Source organism: Micromonospora sp. (genome assembly GCF_048594385.1).
GTDB classification, from domain to species: Bacteria; Actinomycetota; Actinomycetes; order Mycobacteriales; family Micromonosporaceae; genus Micromonospora; species Micromonospora wenchangensis.
Window position 1 is genome coordinate 1 of record NZ_JBMDWU010000411.1, and the last position, 18,187, is coordinate 18,187.

General features: G+C 74.4%; 12 protein-coding genes and 2 pseudogenes. 6 read left to right on the forward strand and 8 right to left on the reverse strand.

Annotation, left to right across the window (positions count from 1 at the left end; genetic code table 11):
• Positions 1–138, reverse strand: a pseudogene (locus ACOJTC_RS21960) (acyclic terpene utilization AtuA family protein); the annotation flags it as partial.
• Here ACOJTC_RS21960 and ACOJTC_RS21965 point away from each other — a divergent pair.
• The 5 genes and pseudogenes from ACOJTC_RS21965 to ACOJTC_RS21985 form a co-directional block, all read left to right on the forward strand.
• Positions 133–1,194: pseudogene (locus ACOJTC_RS21965) on the forward strand (acyclic terpene utilization AtuA family protein); the annotation flags it as partial. The pseudogenes ACOJTC_RS21960 and ACOJTC_RS21965 overlap by 6 nt on opposite strands.
• Positions 1,191–2,387: an acyl-CoA dehydrogenase family protein gene (locus ACOJTC_RS21970; protein WP_420118287.1), complete on the forward strand. Its 1,197-nt coding sequence runs from the start codon at positions 1,191–1,193 to the stop codon at positions 2,385–2,387. The pseudogene ACOJTC_RS21965 and the gene ACOJTC_RS21970, both read left to right, overlap by 4 nt.
• Positions 2,388–2,445: 58 nt before the next feature.
• Positions 2,446–4,047 carry an acyl-CoA carboxylase subunit beta gene (locus tag ACOJTC_RS21975; RefSeq protein ID WP_420118288.1) on the forward strand — a complete coding sequence of 534 codons (1,602 nt, stop codon included), beginning with the start codon at positions 2,446–2,448 and terminating at the stop codon, positions 4,045–4,047.
• Between the two features lie 128 nt (positions 4,048–4,175).
• Positions 4,176–6,167, forward strand: a complete 1,992-nt coding sequence (locus ACOJTC_RS21980; protein ID WP_420118289.1) for a biotin carboxylase N-terminal domain-containing protein — start codon at positions 4,176–4,178, stop codon at positions 6,165–6,167.
• Positions 6,164–7,327 carry an acyl-CoA dehydrogenase family protein gene (locus ACOJTC_RS21985; protein ID WP_420118290.1) on the forward strand — a complete coding sequence of 388 codons (1,164 nt, stop codon included), beginning with the start codon at positions 6,164–6,166 and terminating at the stop codon, positions 7,325–7,327. The genes ACOJTC_RS21980 and ACOJTC_RS21985 overlap by 4 nt, the downstream gene beginning before the upstream one ends.
• 34 nt (positions 7,328–7,361) lie before the next feature.
• On the opposite strand, the gene ACOJTC_RS21990 is transcribed toward ACOJTC_RS21985, so the two are convergent.
• From ACOJTC_RS21990 to ACOJTC_RS22000, 3 genes are all read right to left on the reverse strand, one after another.
• Positions 7,362–8,402, reverse strand: coding sequence for a hypothetical protein (locus tag ACOJTC_RS21990; protein ID WP_204927055.1), 1,041 nt, complete (start codon positions 8,400–8,402; stop codon positions 7,362–7,364).
• The gene (locus tag ACOJTC_RS21995) at positions 8,399–9,340 is read right to left on the reverse strand and encodes a transporter substrate-binding domain-containing protein (protein ID WP_204927054.1); all 942 of its coding nucleotides are present in this window, start codon (positions 9,338–9,340) and stop codon (positions 8,399–8,401) included. Before ACOJTC_RS21995 ends, ACOJTC_RS21990 begins: the two co-directional genes overlap by 4 nt.
• Before the next feature lie 175 nt (positions 9,341–9,515).
• Positions 9,516–11,309, reverse strand: a complete 1,794-nt coding sequence (locus ACOJTC_RS22000) for an alpha/beta fold hydrolase (RefSeq protein ID WP_420118291.1) — start codon at positions 11,307–11,309, stop codon at positions 9,516–9,518.
• Positions 11,310–11,438: 129 nt separating this feature from the next.
• Here ACOJTC_RS22000 and ACOJTC_RS22005 point away from each other — a divergent pair, with 129 nt between their 5' ends.
• On the forward strand, positions 11,439–11,765 hold the full coding sequence (locus ACOJTC_RS22005; protein ID WP_420118292.1) for a hypothetical protein: 327 nt from the start codon (positions 11,439–11,441) through the stop codon (positions 11,763–11,765).
• On the opposite strand, the gene ACOJTC_RS22010 is transcribed toward ACOJTC_RS22005, so the two are convergent.
• From ACOJTC_RS22010 to ACOJTC_RS22025, 4 genes are all read right to left on the reverse strand, one after another.
• Positions 11,752–13,308, reverse strand: a complete 1,557-nt coding sequence (locus tag ACOJTC_RS22010; RefSeq protein ID WP_204927051.1) for a serine/threonine-protein kinase — start codon at positions 13,306–13,308, stop codon at positions 11,752–11,754. The two genes, ACOJTC_RS22005 and ACOJTC_RS22010, sit on opposite strands and share 14 nt — an antisense overlap.
• A gap of 30 nt (positions 13,309–13,338) precedes the next feature.
• On the reverse strand, positions 13,339–13,857 hold the full coding sequence (locus ACOJTC_RS22015; RefSeq protein ID WP_204927050.1) for a hypothetical protein: 519 nt from the start codon (positions 13,855–13,857) through the stop codon (positions 13,339–13,341).
• A gap of 163 nt (positions 13,858–14,020) precedes the next feature.
• On the reverse strand, positions 14,021–17,596 hold the full coding sequence (locus ACOJTC_RS22020) for an adenylate/guanylate cyclase domain-containing protein (RefSeq protein WP_420118293.1): 3,576 nt from the start codon (positions 17,594–17,596) through the stop codon (positions 14,021–14,023).
• Positions 17,593–18,187: MBL fold metallo-hydrolase (locus ACOJTC_RS22025; RefSeq protein ID WP_420118294.1), on the reverse strand; the 595-nt coding region annotated here is incomplete at its 5' end. The genes ACOJTC_RS22020 and ACOJTC_RS22025, both read right to left, overlap by 4 nt.

An 18,187-nucleotide genomic window follows, 5' to 3' on the forward strand; every position in this document is an offset into this window, starting at 1 on the left:
GTCGGTGACCCGGCCGGTGACCACCACGTCCGCCCCGGCGTCGAGGCAGGCGGCGATGCCGAACGCGCCGAGGTAGGCGTTGGCGGTGAGCGCGTCCGGCCGGGACAGGGCGTCACCCTCGACGTGGGCGACCCGGACGGCTCGTCGGTGCTCACCAAGCACCCCGGCACCGGCGGCGCGGTCACCGTCGAGACGGTCACCGCCCAACTGGTGTACGAGGTGGGCGGCCCCGACTACCTCGGCCCGGACGTGGTGACCCGGCTGGACACGGTACGGCTGCGCCCGGACGGGCCGGACCGGGTCCGGGTGGACGGGGTCCGGGGCACCCCACCGCCGGACACCCTCAAGGTGGGCGTCAACAACCTGGGCGGCTTCCGCAACGCGATGACGTTCGTGCTCTGCGGGTTGGACGTCCCGGCCAAGGCCGCCCTGGTCCGGGGGCAGATCGAGGCGGCGGTCGGCACGGACGGGCTGGAGTTCACGCTGGCCCGTACCGACCATGTCGACGCGGTCGACACCGAGACGGCGAGCGCGCTGCTGCACGTACACCTGCGTGACGGTGACCGGGCGCGGGCCGGGCGGGCGTTCTCGGCGGCGGCGGTGGAACTGGCCCTCGCCTCCTACCCCGGCTGCACCCTGACCACCCTGCCCGGCGACGCCACCCCGTACGGGGTCTTCACCGCCGACGCGGTGCCGCAGGCCGACGTGCCGCACGTGGCCGTCCTGCCCGACGGCACCCGGCTGCCGGTTCCCCCGCCGCCACGGACGGTGGCACCGGCGGTGGCCGGTCCGACGCCCGGCACGGCGGGCCCGACCCCGGTCGCCGGGCCGACCCGGCGGGGGCCGTTGGGTGAGCTGGTCGGGGCGCGGTCGGGCGACAAGGGTGGCGACGCCAACCTCGGCGTCTGGGCGCGTACCGACGCGACCTGGGAGTGGCTGCGCGGGTGGCTGACCGTCGACCGGCTGGCCGAGCTGCTGCCGGAGACGGCCGCGTCGACCGTCGAGCGGTACGAGCTGCCGAACCTGCGGGCGGTCAACTTCGTGATCCGGGAACTGCTCGGGCCGGGGGTGGCCGCCTCCACCCGGTTCGACCCGCAGGCCAAGGCGCTCGGCGAACTGCTCCGCTCCCGCATCGTCGACCTGCCCGCCGCCCTCACCCCCGGACCGCCGGCAGCCGGGGAGGCGGACCGGTGACCATCGTGGACACCCCGGAGCGGCGGCAGTTGCGGGAGTTGACCAGGGCCTTCGTGACCCGGGAGGTGCTGCCGCACCTGGCCGACTGGGAACGGGCCGGCGAGGTGCCGCGCGCGTTGCACGCCACCGCCGCGAAGCTCGGCCTGCTCGGCGTCGGCTTCCCCGAGTCGGTCGGCGGCAGCGGCGGCGACCTGCTCGACTCGATCGTGGTCACCGAGGAGATCATCCGCTCCGGCGGCTCGTCCGGGCTGGTCGCGGCCCTGTTCACGCACGGTATCGCGCTGCCGCACATCGTCGCGGCGGCCGGCGGGCGGACCGGCGGCCCGCTCGGTGGCCGGCTCGCCGCCCGCCGGTCCGCCGCCGACGATCCCCTGGTCAACCGGTACGTCCGGCCGACGCTGGCGGGCGAGCTGATCGGCGCGTTGGCGATCACCGAACCGGACGCCGGCTCCGACGTCGCCGCGATCCGCACCACCGCCCGCCGCGACGGCGACCACTATCTGGTGAACGGGTCGAAGACGTACGTCACCAGCGGGGTACGCGCCGACTTCGTCACCACCGCGGTCTGCGGCGACTTCCCCGGCAGCGGGTCGCTGCACCTGCTGGTGATCGACAAGGACACCCCCGGGTTCACCGTCGGCCGGAAGCTGGACACGCTCGGCTGGCACTGCTCGGACACCGCCGAGTTGTCCTTCGTGGACGTGCGGGTGCCGGTGGGCAACCGGATCGGCGAGGAGGACACCGGTTTCCTGGCGATCATGCAGGGCTTCGCCGCCGAGCGGCTCTCCCTGGCCACCCAGGCGTACGCGACGGCGCAACGCTGCGTGGAGCTGTCGACCCGGTGGTGCCGGGACCGGTCCACGTTCGGCCGTCCGCTGGCCAGCCGGCAACTGGTCCGGCACCGGCTGGCCGAGATGCACACCCGCGCCGAGGCGGCCCGCGCGTACGTGCACCAGGTGGCCGCCCGGGTGGCGGCCGGCGAGCCGGTGGTGACCGAGGTGGCGATGGCGAAGAACGTCGCGGTGGCCGCCTGCGACCAGGTGGTCGACGCCGCGCTGCAACTGCACGGCGGCTTCGGCTACCTGCGCGACGCCGAGGTGGAGCGGCACTACCGGGACGCCCGCATCCTCGGCATCGGCGGCGGCACCACCGAGATCATGAACGAGATCATCGCGAAAGGCCTGGGCCTGTGAGCGCGAGGAGTGAGCCGGGTTTGCGAGCCCCGCAGTCGCGAACGAACGGGGGAGATCTATGACGACACTGGAGAGTGCGGTCGATCCGGCCGCGCCGGCCTTCGTGGCCAACCGGGACGCGCTGCGGGAACGTCTCGCCGAGTTGGACGCCGCGCTCGACCAGGCGCGGGCCGGCGGCGGCGAGAAGTACGTGGCCCGGCACCATCGGCGCGGCAAGCTGCTGCCCCGGGAGCGGATCGAGCTGCTGCTGGACCGGGACAGCCCGTTCCTGGAGTTGTCGCCGGTCGCCGGGTTCGGCAGCGACTTCCCGGTCGGGGCGAGCGTGGTCACCGGCATCGGCGTCGTCGAGGGCGTCGAGTGCCTGGTCGTCGCCAACGATCCGACGGTACGCGGTGGCGCGGTGAACCCGTGGTCGCTGGCGAAGACCCGGCGGGCCGGCGAGATCGCCCTGGCGAACCGGCTGCCGATGGTCAACCTGGTGGAGAGCGCCGGGGCGGACCTGCCCACCCAGGCGGAGATCTTCATTCCGGGCGGCCGGGTGTTCCGCGACCTGACCCGGCTCTCCGCCGCCGGGATCCCCACGGTCAGCGTGGTCTTCGGCAACGCCACGGCCGGCGGCGCGTACGTGCCGGGGATGTCCGACCACGTGATCATGATCCGGGACCGGTCGCAGGTCTACCTGGCCGGGCCGCCGCTGGTGAAGATGGCCACCGGCGAGGTCACCGACGACGAGTCGCTCGGCGGCGCGGCGATGCACGCCGGCACGTCCGGCCTCGCCGACCAGCTCGCCGAGGACGAGCGGGACGGCATCCGGTTGGCCCGGCGGTGCGTACGCCGGTTCAACTGGCGCAAGCAGGGTCCGCCGCCGCGCGACCCGGCACCCCGACCGCCGAGGTACGACCCGGAGGAGCTGCTGGGCATCGTCAGCGCCGACCTGAAGGTGCCGTTCGACCCGCGTGAGGTGCTGGCCCGGGTCCTCGACGGCAGCGAGTTCGACGAGTTCAAGCCGGCGTACGGCACCGCGCTGGTCACCGGCTGGGGCGAGCTGCACGGCTACCCGGTGGGGGTGCTGGCGAACGCCCGGGGGGTGCTGTTCAGCGCGGAGGCGCAGAAGGCGGCCCAGTTCATCCAGCTCGCCAATGCCGCCGACACCCCGCTGGTCTTCCTCCAGAACACCACCGGCTACATGGTCGGCACCGAGTACGAGCAGCGCGGCATCATCAAGCACGGCGCGCTGATGATCAACGCGGTGGCGAACTCGACGGTGCCGCACCTGACGGTCAACCTGGGCGCCTCGTACGGGGCCGGCAACTACGGCATGTGCGGCCGGGCGTACGAGCCGAGGTTCCTGTTCACCTGGCCGAACGCGAAGTCGGCGGTGATGGGTCCGGCGCAGTTGGCCGGGGTGCTGTCGATCGTCGCCCGGCAGGCCGCCGCCGCCCGGGGCCGGGACTACGACGAGGACTCCGACGCGGCGATGCGGATGATGGTCGAGCAGCAGATCGAGTCGCAGTCGGGGGCGCTGTTCCTGTCCGGCCGGCTCTACGACGACGGGGTGATCGACCCCCGGGACACCCGTACCGTCCTCGGGCTCTGCCTGTCGGCGATCCACAACGCACCGGTGAAGGGCGCCGACGGCTTCGGCGTCTTCCGGATGTGATCCCGTGAGCGCGAGGAACGCAGCGAAGCGGAGTCCCGCAGCCGCGAACGAAAGGCGAGCACCGTGAGCGCGAGGAACGCAGCGAAGCGGAGTCCCGCAGCCGCGAACGAAAGGTGGGATCGGCGCTCGTGATTCAGAAGCTCTTGGTGGCCAACCGGGGGGAGATCGCCCGGCGGGTCTTCACCACCTGCCGGGCGCTCGGCGTGGCGACGGTCGCCGTGCACTCCGACGCCGACGCGGACGCGCCGTACGTGGCCGAGGCCGACGAGGCGGTCCGGCTGCCGGGGAACACGCCCGTCGAGACGTACCTGCGGATCGGGTCGATCCTGGACGCGGCCCGGCGCACCGGCGCGGACGCCGTCCACCCGGGTTACGGCTTCCTCGCCGAGCACGCCGGGTTCGCGGCGGCGGTGACCGACGCGGGCCTGACCTGGGTCGGTCCGCCGGCCGGGGCGATCGCGGCGATGGGCGACAAGATCGCCGCGAAGGAGCTGCTGGCCGGCGCGGGCGTGCCGATGCTGCCCACCTGGACCGACGGCGACGAGGTCACCGACTTCCCGGTGCTGGTCAAGGCGTCCGCCGGGGGCGGCGGCCGGGGGATGCGCATCGTCCGCGACCCGGCCGACCTGCCGGCGGCCGTCGACTCGGCGCGCCGCGAGGCCGCCGCCGCGTTCGGCGACGGCACGGTCTTCGTCGAGCGGTACGTCGAACGCGGCAGGCACGTCGAGGTGCAGATCTTCGGCGACACCCACGGTACGGTCGTGGCGCTCGGCGAGCGGGACTGCTCGATCCAGCGGCGGCACCAGAAGATCGTCGAGGAGGCCCCGGCGGTGCTGCCCGACGGGGTGCGGGAGCGGCTGCACGCGGCGGCGGTCGCCGCCGGGCGGGCGGTCGACTACGTCGGGGCGGGGACGGTGGAGTTCCTGCTCGCCCCGGCGGGCGAGTTCTTCTTCCTGGAGATGAACACCCGGCTCCAGGTGGAGCACCCGGTCACCGAGGCGGTCACCGGGCTGGACCTGGTCCGGCTGCAACTACTGGTCGCCGAGGGCGGTGCGTTGCCGGTGCCGGCGACCCCGCCGGCCGACGGCCACGCGATCGAGGTACGGCTGTGCGCGGAGGACCCGACGCAGGGGTTCCGGCCGGCGACCGGCACGCTGCACCGGTTCACGGTGCCCGGGGTGGCCGGCGAGTTCACCCCGACCCGGGGCCTGCGGCTCGATTCGGGGGTGGACACCGGGTCGACGGTGAGCGTGCACTACGACTCGATGCTCGCCAAGCTGGTCGCCTGGGCACCGACCCGGGCGGAGGCGGCCCGGTCGCTCGCCGGGGCGCTGGCCCGCGCCGAGCTGCACGGGGTGGCCACCAACCGGGACCTGCTGGTCCGGGTGCTGCGCAGCGCGGAGTTCGGCGCGGCGCAGGTGGACACCGGGTTCCTGGACGCACACCCCGGGGTTTTCGCGCCGCTGCTGCCGGCCGACCGGCTGCCGGTCGCCGCGCTGGCCGCCGCGCTCGCCGGGGCCGCCGCACGTCGGGCCGCCGCCCCGGTGCTCGCCGGTCTCCCCTCGGGCTGGCGCAACGTGCCGGCCGTCCCCCAGGCCGTCCGGTACGCCACGACGACCGGGGACGAGATCGAGGTGCGCTACCGACTGGACCGGTCCGGCGCGCTCGCCGACTGGTCCACCGACCCGACGGCCACCGACGCACCGGACGCGCCGCCGGTGGTGGAGCTGGTGACGGCGGCACCGGACCGGGTGCTGCTCGACGTGGCCGGGGTGCGGCGGGTGTTCCGCGTACACCGGGCGGGGTCGGTGGTCTTCGTGGACGGCCCGGACGGGGCGACGGAGCTGACCGAGCTGCCCCGGTTCCCGCTGCCCCGCGCGGCGCTCGCGGTCGGGTCGCTGCTCGCGCCGCTGCCCGGCACGGTGACCCGGGTGCACGTCGGGGCCGGTCAGCGGGTCGCCGCCGGTGACCTGCTGCTGACCCTGGAGGCGATGAAGCTGGAACATCCCGTGCTCGCCCCGACCGACGGTGTGGTCGCCGACCTGCCGGTGCCCGCCGGTGGGCAGGTCGAGACGGGTGCGGTGCTGGCCGTGGTCAACCCCGAGGAGGCACCCCGATGAACTTCGACCTCACCCCCGAGCAGGATCAGCTCCGCGACGCCGTCCGCGCGCTGGGCCGCCGGTACGGCCACTCCTACTTCGTCGAGAAGGCGAAGGCCGGTGGGCACACCACCGAGCTGTGGGACGAGGCCGGTCGGCTCGGCTACCTGGGCGTCAACGTCCCCGCCGAGTACGGCGGTGGCGGTGGCGGCCTCACCGAGCTGGCCATCGTCTGCGAGGAGCTGGCCGCCGCCGGGTGCCCGCTGCTGCTGCTGGTGGTGTCGCCGGCCATCGCCGCCACGGTGATCCACCGGCACGGCACCGAGGAGCAGCGCAAGCGTTTCCTGCCCGGGTTCGCCGACGGCTCGCTGAAGGTGGTCTTCGCGATCACCGAGCCGGAGGCCGGGTCGAACTTCCACCGGCTCGGCACGGTGGCCCGCCGCGACGGCGACGACTGGCTGCTCTCCGGCCGCAAGTGCTACATCTCCGGCGTGGACGAGGCGCAGTACGTGCTGGTGGTGGCGCGTACCGAGGACGCGGCGACCGGGAAGCTCAAGCCCGCGCTGTTCGTGGTGCCGACCGACGCGGCCGGATTGACCCGGTCCAAACTCGACATGGAGATCGTCTCCCCGGAGAACCAGTTCCTGCTCTACCTGGACGACGTCCGGCTGCCCGCCGATGCGCTGGTCGGCGGGTCGTTGGACGCCGGCCTGCCGGCGTTGTTCGCCGGGTTGAACCCGGACCGGATCACGGTCGCCGCGATGGGCGTCGGCACCGGCCGGTACGCCATCGAGCGGGCCACCGACTACACCGCCACCCGCAAGGTCTGGGGTGGGCGGAGCATCGGCGCGCACCAGGGTGTGGCGCATCCGTTGGCGCACGCGGCGGTGCAGGTGGAACTCGCCCGACTGATGATCCACAAGGCGGCCACCCTGTACGACGCGGGCCGCGACCTGGAGGCCGGCGTGGCCGGCAACATGGCCAAGTACGCGGCCGGGGAGGCCGCCGCGCTGGCCGTGGACACCGCCGTGCAGGCCCTCGGCGGGGCCGGCATGACCACCGAGTACGGCGTGGCGACGCTGCTCGGCGCGGTGCGGGCCGGTCGGATCGCCCCGGTCAGCCGGGAGATGATCCTCAACTTCGTCGCCCAGCACGTGCTGGGCCAGGAGAAGTCCTACTGACCCCCTGGGACGGTCACCCGCCGGCAGCGCCCGGTCAGTGCACGGCGCGGCAGGCCGCGTCGGTACGGTGCACCGGGCGCACCCGCCGGCCCAGCCCCTCCAGCAGCGAGTCCTCGACGTGGTAGTCGCGGATGCGCAGCCGGTGCCGGGGCAGCTCCTCCTCGCTGGGGCAGAGCACCTGGGCGCGGACGTCGTCCACCGGCACGTACCGGACGCCGCCGCGTTCCTGGAGCAGCACCATGTTGACGTCGTCCACGGTGACCACGTGCCCCCGGACGTCCTCGGTGACGCCGGGGCTCGACTCCACAGTGGTCACGGTGAGCGGCAGCACCGGGGTGGTGATCACCGGCAGCGCCGCCCAGACCAGCATGGCCAGCACCGCCGCCTCGGTGACCGACGCGAGCGGCCGGATCACCGCCCCGGGCAGCGGGCCGGTCACCGCGAGGGCGAGCAGCGGCGGGGCGACGAGCAGCGCCAGGACGAGCAGTTCCCGTTGCTGCCACGCGTCGACCAGGGTGGGGGCGAGCAGCCACCCGTAGCCGCCGAGCAGCGCCACCACGAGCAGCGTCCGGGGCACCACGTGCTCGTGCAGGCGGGCCGGGGTGAGCTGGAAGGCGGCGACGAACGCCGGCAGCAGCAACGGCAGGTAGAGCAGTTGCCAGGTGACCAGGGCGGTGAGGAAGCTCGCCAGCACGAACCAGGCCGGGGTGAGGTCCGCCCAGCGGACGAAGAGCGGGCGGCGCACGGCCGGCGGCATCCGTTCGACGCTGACCCGCAGCACCGCGCCGAGCGCGAAGACCGCGACCAGGCCGGTGGAGAGCAGCCGGGCGGCGGTGGTGAGGAAACCGGCGAGCAGGTTCACCGGCCCGACGTTCGCCACCAGCAGCAGCGTGGTCTGGAGTTCGCCGCCCGCCTCGACGCCGAGGCGCAGCACGGAGAAGATGGCGGGCACGCCGACCACGGCCGTCCAAAACGACTGGCTGGCCCGCGCCCGCCGCTCCACCGCCGGGTCCCAGCCGTCGCGCACGGCGACGGTGGTGGCGCCCAGATCCTGCGGTACGGCCGGGGCGGTCACCGGGTCGGCGCCTTGTCGTCGAAGTCGACCAGTTCCGGCACGTTCAGCGGCTGGGGCTGCGCCTTCTCCGCTTTCAGATACGGTGCGAGGGACCTGGTGTAGGCGGTGATCCACGGGCTGCTGATCCCGTTGCGGCCCTGCAGGTAGCTCTTCTGCAGGGCGAAGGCGACCAGGTCGCGCAGGGCGGGGTCGCCGATCGGCACCCCGATGCCGAGCAGTTCGCTGGTGCCGAAGGGCATGTCGACGATCTCGAACTCGGTCGGGTAGAGGGAGAGGAACCCGGCGAGGATCGTCTCGTCGGAGCTGACCGCGTCGTAGCGGCCTTCCCGGATGCCCTTGACGCAGTCGCCGACCTCCTTGACCACCAGCGCCTTGACGTCGTGCTTGGCAAGCTCGGCCTCGGTGGTGGAGCCACCGCTGGTGCACACCTTGTAGGTCGGTTCGCGGAGGTCCTCGATGGTGCGGATCTTGTCCCTGAGCCGGGTCGGCACCATCACCTCCTGGGTGGTGACGAAGTACGGCCCGGCGAAGCTGACCAGCTTCTCCCGCTCCTCGGTGATGGAGAAGCTGGAGACCACCAGGTCGACCACGCCGCCCTGGAGGGCGGGGATACGGTCCTCGGTGGTCACCGAGACCCACTCGATGCGCTGGTCACCCTCGTAACCGAGGTAGGAGGCGACGTAGCGGGCGATCTCCACGTCGAAGCCGGAGTGCACGCCGTTGCGCAGCTCCCCCATCAGCGGCTCGGTGGTGGCCACCCCGATCTTGATCTTCGGCTGACCGTCGATGTGCGACTCGCGCAGCTTGTCGCGGACCGAGGGCAGCGACGGTTCACGGCGGTTCTCGCAGCCGGCGGCGGCGGCCAGGGTGAGGGTCAGGGCCACCGCCAGGGTGGTGGTGACCGATCGGACCCGGTGGCGGGCGGAGATGTGGTTCATCGGCGCACCTCGCTGACGGACAGCCTGGGGACACCGAGGGTAGCGGCTCCCGTCCATCTCCGTCGCGCCGCATCGCGGTGCCGGGTCGACCGCCGCGACGTCCACCCGACCAGCCGGGGAGAGAAGCCCGGGGTACGACGGACGACCCGAGCGCCCGTCGTACCCCGGAGTCGGATCAACGTACGGTCAGCGAACCCGCCAGGGGCAGCGGCGCGACCACCGGCGGCAGTCGCTTGGGCGCACCCCGGGCCGGCAACCCGGCGGCGGCCAGCGCGTTCTTGTCGGAGGCGGCCCGCCCGGCCGGCTCCGACGCCCCGACGAACGGCTGCACGTCGCCGACGCAGACGGTGCCCTCGGCCGGCAGCGCCCCGCGCAGCAGGTACGCGTCGATCGCCCCGGTCACACAGGCCGACGTCCCGTATGCGGTGTGGCCCCAGCTGTCGCTGCTGAGCAGCCGGCTGTTCGGCAGCAGCCGCGCCGAGGTCACCGCCCCCTGGTAGCTGGTGGCCGGGTCCCAGTAGTTGCCCACCACCAGCACCGGTGCGGCGGTCCGGCGGTCGAACGGCCCGGTCCAGGCGTCGGCGTCGCGGACCGTCCAGGCGTCCCGGGCACACAGCGCGGTGATCCAGGACCAGGGCCGCCCGAAGTAGGGTGCCCGCTTGTCCTCCTGGGCACTGAGCGCGGGCCAGTCGGCGAGCTTCCCGGGGTGGTAGGCGTCGGTGCAGTCGACGCCCATGGTCTCCAGCCCGTTGTCGTACGGGAAGTCGAACCGTCGCTGCTCACGGGCCTGTGCGGCGATCCGGCCGAGCGCCGCGCGCGCCCCGGCGAGTCGGGCCGGCGACGCCGACTGCGGGTCGGTGAGGGTGAGCAGAAGTGCGGTGCTGTCCACGATCGGCTCCCAGCCGTAGGGGCTGTAGAGCGCGCTGAGGCTGGCAGCCACGAAGTCGGCGTAGCTGACGGTGAACGGGCCGGCGTCCGGGTCGTCGATCACCACGGGCTTCTGCCGCAGCCGCTTGGCCACCAGATCGTAGGAGGCGACCGGGTCACCGGCGGCGGCGAGGGGGCACGCCTGCGGGCCGGCCCCGGCGCAGCGGGCCAGGATCTCCCGCAACGCCCGGTAGGCGGCGTCGGAGCTGCGCAGCCGGGACTCCTGGAGCTGCTCACGCGCCTTACCCTGGCCGACCCAGGCGGCCGGGTTGAGCACCCCGTCGACGGCGACCGCGCGGACCCGGTCCGGGAACATGTTCGCGTAGTACTGGCCCAGCGCGGTGCCGTAGCTGAAACCGAGGTAACTGAGCTTCTGGTCGCCCACCGTTCGGCGTAGCACGTCCATGTCCCGGGCCACCTCGGCGGTGGACATCGCCGAGGTCAACGGCCGACCGGTGGTCGAACACGCCCGGCCGACCGCCTTCGCCGACTTCAGGTACGCCTTCTCCTCGGCCTTCGTCCACGGGAAGGCGACGTTCAGACCGGCGTACGCCCGGGTCTGCTCCTTCACCGACGGGAAGCACCGGACGTTGGTGCTGGCGGCGACGCCGCGCGGGTCGACACCGACGATGTCGAACCGGTCGAGCAGGTCGTCGCCGAGGAAGGACGGCGCGGCCAGCGCGATGTCGGTGCCCGAGCCACCCGGGCCGCCCGGATTGAGGAAGAGGCTGCCGATCCGGGCCTGCTGGTCGCGGGCCTTCACCCGGAGCAGGGCGACCTCGGTGGTGGCGCCCTTCGGCTTGTCGTAGTCCAGCGGCAGTGCGACGGTGGCGCACTCGGCGTAGCCGTAGCAGGCGTACCAGTCGAGCTTCGGGGTGGGCACGCTGTCGACGCGCCGGGCCTCGGTGCGGCTGGTCCGATCGGGCACGGCGGGGCGGGTGTGCGGGCTGCCGGGCGCGGCGGCTGCCGGCACGACCGCCATCGTGGTGAGGAGCAGGCCGGCGACGACCGCAGCAGCCAGTGACCGGGTGTTTTGTGGCATGTAGATGCCTTCCGGTGGGATACGGGACGAGTCGAGACGACACCTCGACGTTCGTCACTCTAGGCAGAACGGTCAACCACACTGGGCCGTATGGTTTGACAGCACGCCCGAAAAGGCCATGCTTGTCAGGTGAGGCGATTCCTGAGGCCGGACGCGCGGACCGTGGCGGTGGTCGCGGCGCTGGCGACCACCGCGGTGGTGGTGGTGCTGGTCTTCCGGCATCCCGCCGGCATCGTGACGGTGGGGTTGGCGCTGCTCGGTGTCCTCTTCGCCACGGTGACCGGCACCGCGCTGGCCGCACTGCGCGAACGCGACGACCGGGAGCGACCGGTCGGGGCGGCCGCCCCGGGCCTGCCGGAGGCCGGCTCGTTCCTCGACGCCGACACCCTCGACGCGCTGGACACCGCGGCGGTGTTGAGCCGGCTGCACCGGATGCGCGAGGTCAGCGACCAGTGAGGGTGGGGGCGACCAGGGCGTTCACGCCCCGCCCGGCGAGACAGCGGTAGGTGCGGTCGAAATCCTTCTCGCCGGGTGGCAGCACTTCGAGCCGCCAGCCGTTGGCGTAGTCGATCCCGCTGGTCAGCCGGAACGTCCGGGCGTTGCACACCGACCGGACGGTCGGGTCGGCGCTGATCGCGTCGTGCCCGGCGGCGGCCAGCGCGGCCGGCAACTGCCCCTCCACGTACGTCTCCCAGGTGTGCCGCCCCTCGCAGGAGACCTGGGCGGCCTCGGCCCGGTCGCCGCGTAGCCGGACGGGGCCGAAGCACTCCAGCACGGGGGCGCACCGGGCGCCGGGCGGCAGGACCGCGGCGGTGCCGTCGGCGGCGCAGCCGGGCAGGGCACCCCAGCGGGCGGCCGGGCTGGACGAACCGACGGTCGACGGGGCGGCGGTCGGCCCGGCCAGTGGCGGAGCGCCACCGGCGACCCACGCTCCGGCGCTCGCCGAGGCGGCCAGGGCGAGCACCCCGGCGCCGCCGAAGAACCAGCGCCGCCGCCGCCGTGTGCCGTGCGGCACGGTCGGGTGGTCGTCCTGGGACGGAGGGCGGGGGGTGGGCCGCCCGGTGCTCCGTCCGGGTTGGCTGGTGGTCCACCCGAGGGTGTACGGCCCACCGCCGCCGGTGCCCCCGGACGGCCCGCCGGAGACCGGGGCGCCGCTGACCGGGGCGGGAGCCGGATCGACGGGCAGCGCGGTCAGCAGGTCGCGCAGTTCGAGGGCGGAGGGGCGGGCGTCGGGGTCGTTGGACATCCCGGCGCGCAGCACGTCGACCAGTTCGGTGGGCACCCCGGGCAGGTCGGGGATCGGGTGGTGGAACAGCTCCAGCACGGTGACCAGGCTCGGGTTGCGCTCGGACTGCCAGCGCGGGGGGCGGCCGGTCATCACCGCGTAGAGGGTGGCGCAGAGGGCGTACACGTCGACGGCCGGTGACGGCGGGCTGTGGTTGAACATCTCCGGCGGGGCGTAGGCCGGGGTGAGCACCTCCAGGGTGACCGAGGCGTCCCGTGCCTCGGCCAGCACGGCCAGCCCGAAGTCGGCGAGCACCGCCGAGTTGAAGTGCGAGTGCAGGATGTTGGCCGGCTTGACGTCGCGGTGCAGCACCCCGGCCGCGTGGGAGTGGGCCAGCGCGTCGGCGATCTTGATGCCGAGGTCACGGGTCTCGGACGCGTCGAGCGGCGAGGTCCGCATCCGTTCGGCGTACGACCCGTCGCACAACTCCATGATCAGATAGGGGTGCTGGTCGACTGTCACCCCGACGTCGAAGAGGTCGACCACGTGCGGGTGCGAGGACATCCGCCCGGCCGCCCGCGCCTCCCGCAGGAACCGGGCCTGGTCGCGTTCGTTGTCCAGGGTGCGGTTCTCCACCTTGACGGCGACCTCCCGACCGACGGAGATCTGGGTGGCCCGGTAGACGGTGGCGTAGCCACCCCGGGCAAAGACCTGCAAGTCGGTCAGACCGGGCACATTGGGCAGCCGAAGGGCGCCGGGCGGGGTCTCGGTCACGGCTCGAAAATACCCGTTCCGCCGGGGCGCTCAGCGGTCCGTACCGGCGGCGGTGGCCGGACCGGCGGCGGCCGACCGGCTCGTCGTGCCCCCGGATACGCCACTGACCTGCGACGGTGTCGAGTTGGGAGCGCTACCGTCCCCACCTGCTGATCGACGGGCGTCGAAGCGCAGGCCGAGCGCCGTCGCCACCGCGCCCGCACCCTCCCACAACGCCACCCCGATGAACCGGTCCGGTGCCACGTCGGCCAGCACGGTCAGCGTGAAGACGGTGAAGGTGACCAGCCGGAACACCACTGTGAACCGGTAGAACGCCCGCCACTCGGTCGCCACCGCCAACAGGTAGTAGACGCCCATGTTGAATGAGGCCATCGAGGACGCGGTGAGGAACGTGCCGGTGTAGTCGCCGGGTGCCCGGGTCGCGGGCACCTCGAAGCCGAGCATCCGCAGCTGCGCCTCCGGCCACACCAGTCCGAGCGCGCCGAGCAGCACCGCCAGCACCCCGAAGACCGCGATCGTCCAACCGGCGCCCGAACGCGGCAACCTCATCCTGCCCCCCACCCGACGGCGCGACCGGCACCGAGGGGCGGTCGCGTGAAGTGACACGCTAACCGTCCCGGCCGACAGGCGCACATCCCCGGAACCGACAGACCTGCCGTCCGCCGACGACCGCAGCCCGGCGGCCCACCGCCGGCACCCGCCGACGTCCCGGTCAGACCCCGTCGGCCAGCCGGGCCGCCAGGGCGTCGGCGCTGGCCCGTTCGCTGCGCTGCTCGGTGGCGTACGCCAGCCGCACCGCCTCCTGCGCGCTGGCCAACGCCTCGGCCGGACGACCGCACGCCGCCAACGCCTCGGCCAGCACCCCGGCGCCGATCACCTGGCTGCGGACGTCCTCCGCCGGGGCGGCGACCGCCCGCCGGGCCCAGTCCAACGCCTGCTCCGACTGGCCGTGGGCGAGCAGCGCGGAAGCGTACCGGGCGAGGGTCTGCCGGCGGGAGAACAGCAGGGTCGGCGTCTTCGCAGCGGTCGTCGCCACCGGAGCGAGCAACCCGACCGCGGTGGCCGGGTCACCGGCGGCGAGCCGGGCGGTGGCGAGCAGCACCCGGGGCGCGGCCTGCGCCGGTGCCTGCGGGTTGTGCGGTTCGACGGCGGTCAGCACCGCACGGGCGTCCCGCTCGGCGGTCTCGCAGTCGCCCATGTCCAACGCCACGAAGCCGCGCAGCGTGCCGGCCATCCCGGTCAGCAACGGGTGCGAGGTCCGCCCGGCGTACGCGAGGGCGTCGGTGAACAGGTCGGCGGCGTGCTCCGGCTCGCCCAGCCCCCGCGCCACCACCCCCCGGACGACCAGGGCGAACCCTCGCCCCCAGTCGTCGGAGACGGCGGCGAAGTCCCGGTACGCCCGGCGGGCCGACCGGTCCGCCTCGGCCACCTCGCCCATCTCCGCCCCGGCGAACGCCTCGACCGCGCGCAGCGTGCCCACCGCCCACGCCTCGCCGACCCGTTCCCCGAACGGCAGGAAGATCCCGGCCAGCCGGCAGGCCTCCCCCAGTCGGCCGGCCAGCAGCCGGGCGAAGGCGGTGGTGCCGCGCAGCCAGGCCCGCCCGTACGGGTCCTTCAGCTCGGCGAAGAGCCGGGCGGCCCGGCCGAGCACCGCGTCGGTGCCGGCGAAGTCCCCCCGGGTGGTGGTGACCCAGGCGAGGTTCTGCAATGCCCACGCCTGCCCGCGCAGGTCCTTCGCGGCGAGGCTGATCTGGTAGGAGGCGGCGAGGCGGCTGCTCGCCTGCCCGAGCCGGCCGGCGACGAAGTCGGCCATCCCGAGCCGGCGCATCGCCGAGGCCCGCAGGTTGGTCACCTCCCCGGCGGTGGCCACCTGCAACGCCTCCTGCCAGCAGGCCACCGCGCGGGCCTGGTCGCCCTGGGTCTGCTGGGCCTGACCGGCGAGCAGCAGGGCGCTGGCCCGGGTGCCGGCGTCGTCACCGGCGTTGGCGGCGATCTTCTCGGCGAAGGCGAGCGCGTCACCGACCCGGCCCACCTGGAGCAACGCCCGCGCGTGCACCACCCGGTCGGCCGGGGGCAGCCCGTCGCGGGCCAGGTCGGCGGCGCGTTCGGCGTACTCGACGGCCAGCGCCGGCTCGCCGGCCTGCAACGCCCGGCGGGCGGCCCGGCCCAGCGCGGCCACCCCGAGCCCGGCGACCGTCCGGGCCGGCGAGTCCGGGCGGAGCTTCACCGCGTCGGCGAGGACGGCGGCCCGCTCGACCTGCTCGGCCACGAAGTCGTCGCGGGCCGCGTCGGTGAACCCGCCCGGCGGGGCGACCGACGCGCCGGGGACCCCGGTCGCCCAGCGGGCCAGCGCGGCGTGCCGTTCGGCGAGTTCGGCCTTGCTCACCCCGGCGTAGGCGGCCTCCCGCATCAGCGGGGTGGCGAACGCGAACCCGCTGCGGGTGCGGTGCAGCATCCGGCGTTGCAGCAGCTCCTCCACGGCCCGTTCCAGCTCGACGGCGGCCACCGCGCCGGGCCGGCCGGCGGGCCCGGACCGTTGCTCACGCAGCGCCTCCAACGCGCCGGTGGGCACCACGTCGCCGACCACGGCGGCGTCCCGCAGCACCGACCGGGCCTCCGGCGGGAGCGCGTCGATGCGGGCGGCGAGCACGGCGGCGAGGTCCCGGGAGAGCAGCCGGCTGCCCAGCGACCCGGGCACCAGCCGCCACCCGCCGTCGGGACCGGCGGTCAACGCTCCCCGTTCCCGCAGCAGGGTGACCAGTTCGGCCAGGTAGAAGGCGTTTCCCTGGGCGGTGGCGAGCAGCCGGTCGGCGTCGGCCTGGGGCAGCCTGCCGCCATTGAGATAGCTGGTGAGCAGGCGGGAGGCGTCCGCGCCGCGCAGCGGCGGCAGCGGTTGCACCTCGGCGTCGGCGATCCAGGTCAACGCCCCGGCGGTACGGACCAGCTCCGGGCGGCCCAGCAGCATCACCAGGACCGGGCCGGTGAGCCGGGACAGCGTCGCGCCGAGGGCGGCGATCGTCTCGCCGGTGGCGTCGTGCAGGTCGTCGACCACGATCACCAGCGGCGCCTCGGCGGCCAGGGCGCTGAGCAGCCCGGCCACCGCGACCGGCACCGCCTCGGCGTCGGCGGCCGGCGGGGTGGTCCCCCAGCCGCCCTGTTCACCGGGGCTGCCGGCGGGCAGTTCGGCGTACCCGAGCAGGGCCAGGAGCTGGTCACCGGCGAGCGGTGGCGCATCGGCGCGCAGCCGACCGAGCCGCTGGGCGAGCCGGCGCAGCCGTTCCTCCACGGCCGGCCGGGTGAGCGCGGTGGAGGTGTCGCTGGGCAGGCCGACGGCGGCCCGGACCAGGTCGGCCAGCGGGGCCAGCCGACGCCGTTCGCCGAAGGCGGCGCAGCGTACCGAGAGCACCCGGGCCCCGCTGTGGGCGGCGTCCCGGCCCGCGCCGACGTCGTAGCCGGCGGCGAGGCGTTCCACCTCGGCGGCGAACCGGGACTTGCCGATCCCCGCCTCGGCGGTCATCAGCAGCACCCGGGGTTCGCCCCGGTCGATCACCTCGGCGAGCCGGCCGGCGACCCGGCCGATCTCGGTCTCCCGCCCCACGAAGGGCGCCTCGTCGCCGAGCCCCGACCGGGTGCCCGGGGCGTCGAGCAGGCCCAGCAGCTCGTACGCCTCGACCGGCTCGCGCTTGCCCTTGAGCCGCAGCGGGCGCAGCACCCGCCAGGAGGCGACGTGCCGGGTGGCCGACGAGGTACGGGCACCGGCGTAGATCGCGCCGACGGCGGCGGCGTCGGCCAGCCGGGCGGCGGTGTTCACCGTGTCCCCGATGACCGTGTACTCGATGGCGGCCTGGATGCCGGCTATCACGTCGCCGGTGTTCAGCCCGACCCGCAGGCCGAGCGGTGCGCCGCCGCCGCGTTCGTCGTCGAGCACCCGGCGCACGGCCCGCTGCATCGACAGGGCGGCCCGCACGGCCCGCTCGGCGTCGTCCTCGTGGGCCACTGGCGCGCCGAAGACCGCCATGATGACATCGCCGGTGAGCTTGTCGACGTGCCCGCCGAACGTCTTCACCGCGCCGGCGAGCGCGGCGAGCACCCGGTCGGTGACCGCGCCGACGCGTTCCGGGTCGAGATCCTCCGACCAGGAGGTGAACTCGGACAGGTCGCCGAAGAGCACGGTGACGACCCGGCGTTCGGCGGTCGGCAGGCCGGCGGCGGCCGGCAGCGCCGCCCCGCAGTTGTGGCAGAACCGCGCGCCCGGGACGGCGAGCGTGCCGCACACCGGGCAGGTCACGGCTGCTCCACTCCCAGGTACTCCAGTTGGGCGCGGACGGACCACTCGGCGGCCCACCACAGCGACCGGTCCACGTCCGCGTAGACGGTCGCCACCACCTCGGGTGCGGTGCGCGCGCCCGCGTCGACGGCGGCCCGGACCTGGTCGAGCCGGGCCCGGCGGTGGGCGAGGTAGAAGTCGGCCGCCGCGCCGCAGTCGGCGAGCGCCGGGCCGTGGCCGGGCAGCGCCGGGATTCCCTGGTACGCGGACAGCCGCTCCAGGCTGGTGAGGTAGTCGCCGAGGTGGCCGTCGGGGTGGGCGACGACGGTGGTGCCCCGGCCGAGGATGGTGTCCCCGGTCAGCACCACCCGCTCGGTGCCGTACGACACCTGCAGGCAGACCGAGTCGGCGGTGTGCCCGGGGGTGGCGATCAAATCGATGCCCAACCCGTGCCCGTCGAGCTGCCCGGCCGCCCCGGTCAGCGGGTCCCCGCCGACGGTGTGTGCCGGGTCGACGGCGAGCACGGGGACGCCGCCGAGCAGGTCGCTCAGCCGGGGGGCGCCCTCGGTGTGGTCGGGGTGCCCGTGGGTGATCAGCACGAGCCCGACCGGG